Genomic DNA, 12,470 nt, shown 5'->3' on the forward strand with positions numbered 1-12,470 from the left:
TCTAACCCCATCGAACAGCAGCAACCGGAGCAAGCCACCATGTTTTTTCTGGACAACCCACAGACCGTCGTAACCGTGGCCTACGTCAGCGCCAGCATGCTGACCCTGTTCTTCATCAGCATGGGCCTCTTCCTCTGGAAAGACTCGCAGCACTGAGAGTTGCAGCTTTTCACAACGAGCACGCAAGGCATTTTGGGCGACTTCGGTCGCCCATTTTTTTGCGCGCAGGATTTGTGGTCCAAGCCGCTGCCGCTATTTAGCTTCTGCTCTTCGAACCGAGATGGCACAGACGACGCGAATCGCGACTTGGGTGCAGGCCGAGGGTAGGCGTCGATTCGGGGGAGAAACTGGCAGGGAAGCCAGTTTCAGGTGCGCTGGGCAGGACGCCCATCGCGCCGGCCCCCGAATCGGCGCCGGACGGAGGGAAGTCTGCCCGCAGGGCGGACCCAAGCCAGGAGCAAGCGGTTTTCCCCTATTTTGCCAAGCACAAAATAGGGTCGCCCGTCGGGGCGAAACCCACAGTCCAGTCAACCGCGGCAATGATCCTTGCGCAAGACGAAAGGCCAATTCGCGGCTAAAGACGCTACAAAAAACTCAACCAAAAGTAATCTCAGGCAACACTGTCAACTCAACACTCTGCTGCTTGCGCGGTGCCAGAATCTCCGCTTCGCCATCGACCACCAGCTCATCATTCTGGTTGAACACGCGCGTGGCGATACGCACACGGAATTTAGGCAGCTTTTCGAGGATTTCCAGGCGTACAGTCAGGGTGTCGCCCAGCTTGACCGGCTTCTGAAAACTCATGGTCTGGCCAATGTAGATAGTGCCCGGCCCAGGCAGCTCACACGCCACCGCCGCGCTGATCAGCGCGCCACTGAACATACCGTGGGCAATACGCTCCTTGAACATGGTCTTGGCCGCATACTCGGCATCCAGGTGCACCGGGTTATGGTCGCCAGACATGGCAGCGAACAGTTGAATATCGCGTTCTTCGACGGTTTTGCTGTAGCTGGCAGTCTGGCCGACTTCGAGGGCCTCGTAGGGCGTATTGGTGACTTGAGTCATGCGGTTTTCCTGATAATTGAAAAAACGGGCGATTCATTCAGCCCGGTGCGGGCGCGGTTGTTCGAGGGCGAAGTTCAACCATTCGAGCAGGTCACGCGTCACCTCATCACGGTTTGTTTCATTGAACAGCTCATGCCGAGCGTCGGGGTACAGTTTAAGCCTTAATGCACTGTGGCCCACCTCAGACAGCGCATGAGTGAGATGTTTCAGACGCTTGCCATCGCTGACCGGATCACATCCGCCGCCAATAATCAGCAGTGGCAGGCCAGGATCAATCTGCGCCAGCGCGGTGGGCTTGCTGATTTTTTGCAGGCCACCGAGCAGGTCCATCCATAACTGGTTGGTGCAATGGAAACCGCAAAGCGGGTCGCGCAGGTAATTGTCGACCTCCAGCGGGTCGCGGCTCAGCCAGTCGAAACGGGTGCGTGCCGGCTTGAAGCGTTTATTGAAGGTGCCGAAGGACAGCCGGTCGATCAATGCACTGCGCCCCTGCTTGCCTTGGCGCAAACGCTCCAGCCGAGCGATCAGCCGGGCCGCCCGGTACAGGGCCGCAGGCTGGTAGTTCGAGCCACTGAGGATCGCCCCCTGCAAGCTGGCGCCATGATGCATCAGCCAGGCCTGGGCGATGTAGCTGCCCATGCTGTGGCCCAGCAAGAACAGCGGCAATTGCGGATGACGTTCATCGATGGTCTGCGCCAGCGTCGCCAGATCGCCAACCACCTTGCTCCAGCCTTGCTGTTGGGCGAAGTGGCCCAGCGTGCCTTGCGCAGCGGTCTTGCCATGGCCGCGCTGGTCATGGGCATACAGGGCGATGCCGGCCTCGCTCAGCGCGGCGCCGAGCCGGGCATAGCGGCCTGCATGTTCTGCCATGCCATGAGCAAGCATCAGCACCGCCCGAGGTTCGCCGTCGGGTAACCAGGCATACACGTACAGGCGGGTATGATCGGTGGCATCGAGCCAGAAGGAGTGTTGCTGCATGGCACTTACCTGCACAGTGCGAGATAGGAATGAGTGTATACCGAGGGCTCGGTTACGGTCAGATTGCGTGGGCTAATGGTGTAAGGCGTGGATGCTGACGGGAGATTATTTCTCAACGTGTTGTGTATGAAATTTCCGTCAATAATGTGGGACTGAGATGTCGGCGTTTTCGGCAGCGAAAGTGAAGGCGGGCCTGGATTGATCGAGACAGAATTCGCGGGCTGGAGCAAAAATCAAAGATGTGACTAAATTTTACATTTCAGTCGCATTTGTGACCGCAAGTGCCATCTTTGCCTCTAGGCGCTATTTGGCAAAGCTGCTAATCTCGGGCCGTTTTTTGACGCTAAAACGTGAATCGCATAACTCTAATTACGTTCACTCGGCATCGCAGCGCGCGATGTGGAATTCGCTATCGCTAGGAGCAGGCCTGCATGATCGAAACCTTCTGGAAGGATAAATACCCGGCCGGTGTGGCAGCCGAGATCAACCCCGACGAGTATCCGAATGTCCAGAGCGTGCTGAAGCAGTCCTGCCAGCGTTTCGCCGACAAACCTGCTTTCAGTAACCTGGGCAAGACCCTCACTTACGGCGACCTCTACGAATTGTCCGGCGCCTTTGCCGCCTGGATCCAGCAGCATACCGACCTCAAGCCTGGCGATCGCATCGCCGTGCAATTGCCCAATGTCCTGCAATACCCGGTAGCCGTATTCGGGGCCATGCGTGCCGGGCTGATCGTGGTCAATACCAACCCGCTGTACACCGCGCGGGAGATGGAACACCAGTTCAACGACTCCGGAGTCAAAGCCTTGCTGTGCCTGGCCAACATGGCGCATCTGGCTGAAAAGGTACTGCCCAAGACCCAGGTGCGTCATGTGATCATCACGGAGGTGGCAGACTTGTTGCCGCCGCTCAAGCGTCTGTTGATCAACAGCGTCATCAAGTACGTAAAGAAGATGGTCCCGGCCTACAACCTGCCGCAGGCCGTGCGCTTCAACGACGTTCTGGCCAAGGGGCGGGGCCGGTCGGTCAATGAAGCGTCGCCGGCCAGCGATGACGTGGCGGTTCTGCAATACACCGGTGGTACCACCGGGGTGGCCAAGGGGGCGATGCTGACCCACCTCAACCTGATCGCCAACATGCTGCAATGCCGCGAGCTGATGGGCTCGAACCTCAATGAAGGCTGCGAGGTTCTTATCACTCCGTTGCCGCTGTATCACATCTATGCGTTTACCTTTCATTGCATGGCAATGATGCGCTGCGGTAATCACAACGTCCTGATCACCAACCCGCGCGACTTGCCGGCAATGGTCAAGGAACTGTCGAAATGGAAGTTCAGCGGCTTCGTCGGCCTCAATACCCTGTTTGTGGCCCTGTGCAATAACCAGGACTTCCGCAACCTGGACTTCTCCGCCCTCAAGGTCACGTTGTCGGGGGGCATGGCCTTGCAGCAGGCGGTTGCCGAACGCTGGAAAGAGGTTACCCATTGCCCGATCTGTGAAGGCTACGGCATGACTGAAACCAGCCCGGTGGCTACCGTCAACCCGATCCAGAACATCCAGATGGGCACCATCGGCATCCCGGTGCCGTCGACCCTGTGCAAGGTGATCGACGATGCAGGCAACGAGCTGCCGTTTGGCGAGGTCGGTGAGCTGTGCGTCAAAGGTCCGCAGGTGATGAAGGGCTACTGGCAGCGCCAGGAAGCCACCGAGGAGATTCTCGACGCCGAGGGCTGGTTGAAAACCGGCGATATCGCGGTGATCCAGCCGGACGGCTACCTGCGCATCGTTGACCGCAAGAAAGACATGATCCTGATCTCCGGTTTCAACGTGTACCCCAATGAACTGGAAGACGTGCTGGCAACCCTGCCGGGCGTATTGCAGTGTGCGGCCATCGGTATCCCGGACGAGAAATCAGGCGAGTCGATCAAGGTCTTCGTGGTGGTCAAGCCGGGCATGACCCTGACCAAGGATCAGGTCATGGAGCACATGCGGGCCAACCTGACCGGTTACAAGGTGCCGCGTGCGGTTGAGTTCCGCGACGCATTGCCGACTACCAACGTCGGCAAGATCCTGCGCCGTGAGCTGCGTGACGAAGAACTCAAGAAACTCGGCGTCAAGAAGTAACCCCGTTACCCCTGTAGGAGCGGCTTTAGCCGCGAATTCTTTTTTAGCCGCGAATTCTTCGGTCTTCGCAGCTAAAGCAGCTCTTACAAGCCCCGGCCGTTCCCGCAGCCATCCCCTTATCTGCATCAAATCTGCGACAATCCCCGCTTTGCCCCCTTTCGAAAAGACCCTGCGCAGCTGATGACCGCCGAATCGCCTTCTATCGACCAATTGTTGAAAAAACTCGATCACGTCGAAACCCGCGAGCGGCATCGCTTGCGGCGGCAGATCCATGAGTTGCGCAAGCACCCCGACGAAGTGAAGCTGGCGCAGTGGGTCGAGCGTTTGCAGGCGTCCTGCGCGCGGGTCGAGTCGCGCCAGCGCAGTGTGCCGGCGATTCGTTACGACGATAACCTGCCCATCGCGGCCAAGCGCGACGAGATCAAGGCCGCACTGCTCAAGCATCAGGTGCTGATCATTGCCGGTGAAACCGGCTCGGGCAAGACCACCCAGTTGCCGAAGATCTGCCTGGAGATCGGTCGCGGTCAGCATGGCCTGATCGGCCATACCCAGCCACGCCGGATCGCGGCGCGCAGTGTTGCCAGCCGGGTGGCCGAAGAGCTGGGCACACCGCTGGGCGCGCTGGTGGGCTATCAGGTGCGCTTTGAAGATCAGAGCGACGAAAGCACCCTGATCAAGCTGATGACCGATGGCATCCTGCTGGCCGAGACCCAGCATGACCGCTTTCTTGAGCGTTACGACACAATCATTGTCGACGAGGCCCACGAGCGCAGCCTGAACATCGACTTCTTGCTCGGTTTTCTCAAGACCCTGTTGCCGCGTCGCCCGGACCTCAAGGTCATCATCACCTCCGCGACCATCGACCTGCAGCGCTTTTCGGAGCATTTCAACGACGCGCCGATCATCGAGGTTTCCGGGCGCACCTTCCCGGTCGAAACCTGGTACCGGCCGTTGACCAGCGAGCAGGACGAAGAAGGCAACAGCGTCGAGGAAGACCTGACTGTCGATCAGGCGATCCTCGCGACGCTTGACGAGTTGGCCGAGCTGGAACGTCGCGAGCGCAAGACGCCCGGCGACGTGCTGGTGTTTTTGCCGGGTGAGCGCGAGATTCGTGACGCTGCCGAGGTGCTGCGCAAGGCGCAACTGCGCCACACCGAAATCCTGCCGCTGTATGCGCGGCTGTCACCGGCCGAGCAGCAACGGATCTTCCAGTCGCATCCGGGCCGTCGTGTGGTGCTGGCCACCAACGTGGCGGAAACGTCCCTGACCGTGCCGGGCATTCGCTATGTGATCGACATCGGCACTGCACGCATCAGCCGCTACAGCTACCGCGCCAAGGTCCAGCGCCTGCCTATCGAGGCGGTGTCCCAGGCCAGTGCCAACCAGCGCAAGGGGCGCTGTGGCCGGGTCGAGCCAGGGATCTGCATCCGTCTGTACAGCGAAGAAGATTTCCTGTCGCGGCCGGAATTTACCGACCCGGAAATTCTGCGCACCAACCTGGCGGCGGTGATTCTGCAGATGCTTCATCTGCGTCTGGGCGATATCAGCGCATTCCCGTTCATCGAGCCGCCGGATGGCAAGGCGGTCAGTGATGGTTTCAACCTGTTGCAGGAGCTGTCAGCGGTCAACCGCGAGAACCAGCTCACGCCGTTGGGCCGTCAACTGGCACGCCTGCCGGTGGACCCGCGAATGGGCCGGATGCTGCTTGAAGCAGCGAAACAGGGCAGCTTGCAGGAAGTGCTGATCGTCGCCAGTGCGCTGTCGGTGCAGGATGTGCGTGAGCGTCCGCCCGAGCGTCAGCAGGCCGCCGATCAGGCCCATGCGCAATGGAAAGACGCCGATTCCGACTTCGCTGCGCTGGTCAACCTGTGGCGCGGTTTTGAAGAGCAGCGCCAGGCGCTGACGTCCAGCCCGCTGCGTAACTGGTGCCGGCGCAACTTCCTCAATTACCTGCGCTTGCGCGAGTGGCGCGACGCACACCGGCAACTGACCCTTATCTGCCGCGAACTCAAGCTGCCGATCAACCCGGAGCCGGCTGATTATCCGAAATTCCACAAGGCGATTCTCTCCGGCCTGCTGAGCCAGATCGGCCAGAAGACCGAAGAGGGCGATTACCTCGGTGCCCGGCAACGGCGCTTCTGGATTCACCCTTCATCGGGCCTTGGGCGTAAACGGCCACAGTGGGTGATGGCTGCCGAACTGGTGGAAACTACCAAGCTGTACGCGCGTATGGTAGCCAAGGTCGACGTCGACTGGATCGAGCCGCTGGCCGGGCATCTGATCAAGAAAAACCACTTCGAGCCGCACTGGGAGAAAAAGCGCGGGCAAGTGGTGGCGTTTGAGCAGATCACCCTGTACGGCCTGATTGTGGTCGGCCGCCGTGCAGTGCACTACGGGCCTATCGACCCGGTGGTGTCGCGCGAGCTGTTCATTCGCGAAGCGTTGGTGCGCGGCGATATCAACTCGCGGGCCAAGTGCCTGAGCGCCAATGCGCGGTTGCTCGAACAGCTCGACGAACTCGAAGCCAAGGCCCGGCGCCGTGACATTCTTGCCGACGAAGAAACCCTGTACGGCTTCTACGAGGCGCGCCTGCCTGCGGAAATTCATCAGACGGCGACCTTTGACAGCTGGTATCGCATGGGCAGTCAGAAGGACGCGAACCTGCTGATCATGCGCGAAGAAGACGTACTGGCCCGCGAGGCCAAGGAAGTCACGGCCGCGCAGTACCCCGACAGCCTGCGCCTCGGTGAACTGACCCTGCCGCTGAGTTATCACTTCGAGCCTAACCATCCACGCGACGGCGTCACCCTGCGTGCGCCTGCACCTCTGCTGTTGTCGCTGCCGGCCGAGCGCCTGGAGTGGCTGGTGCCGGGTTTGCTGGAAGCCAAGTGCATTGCCCTGGTGCGCAACCTGCCCAAGGCGATCCGCAAAAACTTCGTGCCGGTGCCGGACTTCATCAAGGCTGCTTTGCAGCGCATCAGTTTTGGCGAGGGGTCGCTGCCTGAGGCGCTGGGCCGTGAGTTGCTGCGCATGACCGGCGCCCGGGTGCCGGACGAAGCCTGGATTGAAGCTGCCGAACAGCTCGAAGGGCATCTGAAGATGAACCTGGAGGTGGTCGACGGTAATGGCAAGTTTCTCGGCGAAGGGCGTGATCTGGATACCCTGACCGCCCGCTTTGCCGAAGCCGGCCAGGCCGCCCTGGCGGTGCCGCAGACTGCCAAAAGCCAGCAGCCAGTTGAAGCCAAGGGCTTCGCCAAGGTCGATGAAAAGACCCAGCACAAGGTCGCCGGGCTGTCGATGACGGTGTATCCGGCACTGGTCGAAGAGGGCGGCAACGTCAAGGAAGGCCGCTTTTCGACCCAGGCCGAGGCCGACTACCAGCACCGCCGTGCTTTGCAGCGCTTGTTGTTGCAGCAACTGGGCGATACCGCCAAATTCTTGCGCGGCAAGCTGCCGGGGCAAACTGAACTGGCCCTGCTGCACCGTGACCTGGGCCGTGTCGAGGCGCTGATCGAAGACATTCTGCTGGCCAGCCTGGACAGCTGTGTGCTTGAAGGCGAAGCCAATCTGCCGCGTGACGGCGCCGGGCTGTTGTCGCTGGCCGAGCGCAAGCGCGGCGAGTGGGCCGAGCATGCCGAGCGGCTGGCGCGCCTGACTCTGGAAATCCTCAAGCTATGGCACAGTCTGCAGAAAAGCTTCAAGGGCAAGATCGACCTGGCCCGAGCCGTGGCACTCAACGATGTCAAGGCGCAACTGGGCCGGTTGGTCTACCCAGGCTTTGTCCGCGAGACGCCGGCGCAGTGGTTCAAGGAATTGCCGCGCTACCTCAAGGCCATCGAACTGCGTCTGGAGAAACTCCCGGCCCAGTTGCAGAAGGACCGGGTGTGGAGCATCGAACTGGGCGAGTTGTGGGCGCAGTACCAGGCCCGCGCCGACAAACATGCCCAGGAAGGCAAACGCGATCCGGAACTGACCACTTGGCGCTGGTGGCTGGAAGAGTACCGCGTCTCGCTGTTCGCCCAGCAGCTCGGCACCCGCATTCCGGTTTCCGACAAGCGACTGAGCAAACAATGGAGTCAGGTACAAGGCTAAACGCTGGTAGGAGCGGCCGCGATAGCTCGCAGCCGGGGCGCTGTGGCACACTTCACGCCTTGCGTGCTATTGCCGTGGTGCCCTGCTGACGCCCATTGAGCGCCGCGGGTATTCGCGCTACGCCAGCAAGTTGGTACGCTGGTGCCATTAAGGCCAGCAAGACCCATAATCCAAGAGAGGAACGACCGTGCACAACGTCGTCATCAGCGGCACTGGCCTGTATACCCCGGCCCACAGCATCTCCAATGAAGAGCTGGTGCAATCCTTCAATACCTGGGTGACCCGATTCAACACGGACAACGCGGCAGCCATCGAGCGCGGTGAAGTCCAGGCGCAAGCGCCTTCCGATGCGGCGTTCATCGAGAAAGCCTCGGGCATCAAAAGCCGTTTCGTGATGGACAAGCAGGGCATCCTCGACCCGCAACGCATGAAGCCGCTGCTGGCCGAGCGCAGCAACGACGAGCCGTCGATTCTCTGTGAAATGGGCGTGGCGGCAGCGCGCCAGGCGCTGGAGCGCGCGGGCAAAACCGTAGCGGATGTCGACGGGGTAATCGTCGCCTGTTCCAACCTGCAGCGGGCATACCCGGCGATTTCCATCGAGATTCAGGCGGCTCTGGGGATCGAGGGTTACGGTTTTGACATGAACGTAGCCTGTTCTTCAGCCACCTTCGGTATTCAAAACGCCTACAACAGCGTGCATCTGGGCCAGGCTCGGGCGCTGCTGGTGATCAACCCGGAAATCTGCACCGCGCACCTGAATTTCCGCGACCGCGACAGCCACTTCATCTTCGGTGATGCCGCCACCGCCGTGTTGGTAGAGCGCGCGGACCTGGCTACCTCGGCGCACCAGTTCGAGATTGTCGGCACCCGTTTGCTGACCCAGTTCTCCAACAACATCCGCAACAACTTCGGCTTCCTTAACCGCACTGCCGAAGAGGGCAACGATGCGCGGGACAAGCTGTTCGTGCAGGAAGGCCGCAAGGTGTTCCGTGAGGTGTGCCCCATGGTGGCGCAGCTGATCGGCAGCCATCTGCAGGACAGCGGCCTGAACGTCGCTGACGTGCAGCGCTTCTGGCTGCATCAGGCCAACCTGAGCATGAACCAGTTGATCGTCAAGAAGCTGCTGGGGCGTGATGCCAGCAGTGAAGAAGCGCCGGTGATTCTCGATCGCTACGCCAACACCAGTTCGGCTGGTTCAGTGATCGCCTTCCATAGCCATCAGGATGATTTGCCGCAAGGCGCGCTGGGTGTGCTTAGCTCGTTCGGTGCAGGCTATTCGATTGGCAGTGTGATCCTGCGCAAACGCTGATCCACCGCACCAGGCACAAAAAAACCGGGCGTTCAGGGTATCGTCGGATGATGGGGAACGATACTCAAACGCCCGGTTTAGCACACTCGGGTTGGGCCTCTGGCTGTGCCAGAGGCCCGCTACAGCAGATTAGAACTTGACTTCGGCGTCCAGCTGCAGGACGTCAACGTCTTTGTCGCGGCCAGCACGGCTGGCGAAGTCAGCTTCGGCCATCAGGTAGGTCGCGCCCAGCGAGAAGTTCTTGTCGATTTCGTAACCGACCTTGAACTTGTGGCCGCGCGAACCGGTGGTGCCGTTGGCGAAGTCGGAGTCGGTGAAGGCACCGACTACAGCGTTACGCTGCACGTCGCGGTAGTTGTAGTCCAGGCTGAAGCCGAATGCCTTGGTCTTCACACCGGCCAGCCAGGCAGTATCGTGACCGTCGGTGGACTCGTCGTTGACCACGTACTGACCGTACAGGCCCAGTGGCACGGCCAGGCCGCTGATGTCGATCTGACCGAAACCTTCGTACAGACGGAACTCTTCTGTAGTGTTGCCGTTCACCCGCAGCGCGCAAGGGGTGGTGGTGGCAGTGCCACAGGCGCTGTCAGTGTCGTTGTCGAAGCCGTAGACGCTACCGCCCAGAGTGACTTTCAGGTTGTCCAGCGGGGCGAATTTGACACCGGCCTGGCCAGCGTACAGGCGCAGGTCGTTCTTGAACTCGACGCCGTTGCCGTCCACGTTGTCTTTGAGGGTGTAGTGACCGGCGCTGGTGAACAGCTCGGTCTTGCCTGCCAGTGGCAGCTTGTAGGTCAGGGCCAGACCTTCGGGGTTGATGTCGCTATCCCAGATCACGTCGCCCATGCTCACCCATGGCTGGTTCATCTTGCCGCCGATGATCGACAGGCCGTTGATGGCGTCCGGGTGGTAGTCGATGTAAGCCAGGTCCAGCCAGATGGATTTCTTCGAGAAGTAGCCGTCCAGGTCCTGGTTGGTCGAGCGCGCATCGTTGCCGCCGCCGGTGGCGATACGGATACCGCTGTTAACCTGCGGGTTGATTTCGGTGTAGGCACCCAGGCGGGCACGGATACGCTGACGATCCTTGTCGCGGCCGCCGTTGTCGGCTTCGCCAGCGATGTCGATGTTTTCCTGACGCACACGTACGTCGCCTTTGATCTGCGTCTTGGCAGCCCATGCAACTTTCTTCTCGAAATCGCTCTGCGCAGCAGCAGACTTGGTGGCAGCAGCTTGTTGCTCCTTGGCCAGGTCAGCTTGCAGCTCAGCGTGCTGGGCAGTGCTGATCGAGCCGTTTGCCTTCAGCATGTCGAGCAGTTTGGCGTCGACTGCGGCACTGGCCGGAACGCTCATGGCCAATACCAGACCGCCACACAGGGCTGCCGCAGTACGAGTAGAAACAGGACGCATAAATATCTCCGAGGCTGGGTGCGCCGGCGGCTGCCATGGCGCAGGACATCCCTGACGGGATTTGGTTCAGGTCTTTCAACCGGTTCTAAAAACAGGCGCCAGTATTACTGCCAGGCATTACAGAAAAGTGGCAAAGTGGTGGCATGTGGATGACAATCTCGTTGCATTTGATGGGCTGTAATGCCCGGAATAGAGCGGTCGGTAATGTCTTTCTGGGAAACCGGGCGTGCAATCGGTGATACTGGCGACCTCCACTGGCCAGAGAGAACCCGCAGATGTCCGTACATGTCGTCGATAGCCTGAGCGCGGTTTCTGCGGCTGACTGGGATGCCTTGCTGCCAGATCAGCAGCCGTTTTTACGCCACGCCTTTCTCAGCGCTCTGGAAGACAGCGCCAGCCTGGGGGCCCATTCCGGTTGGCGTGCCGAGCATGTGTTGCATGAGCAGGCGGGGCAGTTGGTCGCAGCCATGCCGGCCTATCGCAAATGGCATTCCTATGGCGAGTACGTGTTCGATCACGGCTGGGCCGATGCCTGTCGCCGCGCGGGCATTGCCTATTACCCCAAGCTGCTGGCCGCCGTGCCGTTCAGCCCGGTCAGCGGTGCACGAATCCTTGCCAGTAGCGCTCAGGCCGGTATGACCTTGCTCGAAGGGCTGCCGGGTTATCTGCATGGCCAAGGGCTGTCCAGTGCCCACGTAAACTTCACCGACCCGGCTGCCGATGCGTTGTTGGCCGAACAGGACGGCTGGCTACAGCGCTACGGCTGCCAGTACCACTGGCACAATCGCGGCTATCGGGATTTTCAGGATTTTCTCGATGCGCTGAGCTCTCGCAAGCGCAAACAGATGCGCAAAGAACGTGAGCAAGTGGCAGGGCAGGGTATCGAGTTCGAATGGCTTAGCGGGTCGCAGATGAGCGAGGCCCTGTGGGATTTTGTCTATGCCTGCTACGCCAATACTTACGCCGTACGCCGCCAGACGCCGTACATGACCCGCGAGTTCTTCAGCCTGTTGGCCGAGCGCATGCCCGAAGCGATTCGAGTGGTCCTGGCCCGGCAAGGCAACCGCCCGGTGGCCATGGCCTTCAGCCTGGTCGGCGGCGACAGTTTCTATGGTCGCTATTGGGGCTGCCTGGCCGAGTTTGACCGGCTGCATTTCGAAACCTGCTTCTATCAGGGCATGGACTACGCCATCGCCCATGGCCTGCAACGCTTCGACGCAGGTGCCCAGGGCGAGCACAAACTGATTCGCGGCTTCGAACCCCAAATCACTCATTCCTGGCACTACCTGCTGCATCCAGGACTCAAAGACGCTGTGGCGGATTTTCTTGAGCAAGAGCGGGTCGGTGTACTGGCCTATGCCGAGGATGCCCGCAACGCGCTGCCGTATCGGCAGGCGTAGACGGACGAACTCGCCCTCCAACACTGCGTTGAGATGTTGTTGATTTTGCTTTTGATCTCCGAGCCGAGATAGCACAGACGACGCAAATCGCGACTTGGG

Annotated in this window: 7 protein-coding genes; 4 read left to right on the plus strand and 3 right to left on the minus strand. The window is 60.4% G+C overall.

Annotation, left to right across the window (positions count from 1 at the left end):
* Positions 1-594 precede the first annotated feature (594 nt).
* Positions 595-1,065 carry a MaoC family dehydratase gene (locus tag NJC38_RS09065; RefSeq protein WP_045488532.1) on the minus strand — a complete coding sequence of 157 codons (471 nt, stop codon included), beginning with the start codon at positions 1,063-1,065 and terminating at the stop codon, positions 595-597.
* 33 nt (positions 1,066-1,098) lie between these two features.
* Positions 1,099-2,043 carry an alpha/beta hydrolase gene (locus NJC38_RS09070; protein WP_253113541.1) on the minus strand — a complete coding sequence of 315 codons (945 nt, stop codon included), beginning with the start codon at positions 2,041-2,043 and terminating at the stop codon, positions 1,099-1,101.
* A 431-nt stretch (positions 2,044-2,474) separates the two neighbouring features.
* Here NJC38_RS09070 and fadD1 point away from each other — a divergent pair, with 431 nt between their 5' ends.
* From fadD1 to NJC38_RS09085, 3 genes are all read left to right on the plus strand, one after another.
* Complete coding sequence (gene fadD1, locus NJC38_RS09075; RefSeq protein WP_253113543.1) at positions 2,475-4,166, plus strand: long-chain-fatty-acid--CoA ligase FadD1; 1,692 nt, start codon at positions 2,475-2,477, stop codon at positions 4,164-4,166.
* 180 nt (positions 4,167-4,346) lie between these two features.
* Entirely contained in the window at positions 4,347-8,258 is a 3,912-nt protein-coding gene (hrpA, locus tag NJC38_RS09080) for an ATP-dependent RNA helicase HrpA (protein WP_253113573.1), read from the plus strand.
* A 187-nt stretch (positions 8,259-8,445) separates the two neighbouring features.
* Complete coding sequence (locus NJC38_RS09085) at positions 8,446-9,567, plus strand: beta-ketoacyl-ACP synthase III (protein WP_253113575.1); 1,122 nt, start codon at positions 8,446-8,448, stop codon at positions 9,565-9,567.
* Between the two features lie 129 nt (positions 9,568-9,696).
* Here NJC38_RS09085 and NJC38_RS09090 read toward each other — a convergent pair whose 3' ends face one another.
* Positions 9,697-10,971, minus strand: coding sequence for a putative porin (locus tag NJC38_RS09090; protein WP_045488546.1), 1,275 nt, complete (start codon positions 10,969-10,971; stop codon positions 9,697-9,699).
* A gap of 275 nt (positions 10,972-11,246) precedes the next feature.
* On the opposite strand from NJC38_RS09090, the gene NJC38_RS09095 reads away from it, so the two are divergent.
* The gene (locus NJC38_RS09095; RefSeq protein WP_253113577.1) at positions 11,247-12,371 is read left to right on the plus strand and encodes a GNAT family N-acetyltransferase; all 1,125 of its coding nucleotides are present in this window, start codon (positions 11,247-11,249) and stop codon (positions 12,369-12,371) included.
* The last annotated feature ends 99 nt before the right edge of the window (positions 12,372-12,470 follow it).

It is taken from the genome of Pseudomonas sp. 21LCFQ010, assembly GCF_024129905.1.
In the GTDB taxonomy this organism is placed as follows: domain Bacteria; phylum Pseudomonadota; class Gammaproteobacteria; order Pseudomonadales; family Pseudomonadaceae; genus Aquipseudomonas.

Excerpts from the sequence above, each read along its gene's own strand:
- NJC38_RS09090 (WP_045488546.1), bottom strand. The coding sequence starts at position 10,971 with ATGCGTCCTGTTTCTACTCGTACTGCGGCAGCCCTGTGTGGCGGTCTG.
- NJC38_RS09070 (WP_253113541.1), bottom strand. The coding sequence starts at position 2,043 with ATGCAGCAACACTCCTTCTGGCTCGATGCCACCGATCATACCCGCCTG.
- NJC38_RS09095 (WP_253113577.1), top strand. The coding sequence starts at position 11,247 with ATGTCCGTACATGTCGTCGATAGCCTGAGCGCGGTTTCTGCGGCTGAC.
- hrpA (WP_253113573.1), top strand. The coding sequence starts at position 4,347 with ATGACCGCCGAATCGCCTTCTATCGACCAATTGTTGAAAAAACTCGAT.
- fadD1 (WP_253113543.1), top strand. The coding sequence starts at position 2,475 with ATGATCGAAACCTTCTGGAAGGATAAATACCCGGCCGGTGTGGCAGCC.
- NJC38_RS09065 (WP_045488532.1), bottom strand. The coding sequence starts at position 1,065 with ATGACTCAAGTCACCAATACGCCCTACGAGGCCCTCGAAGTCGGCCAG.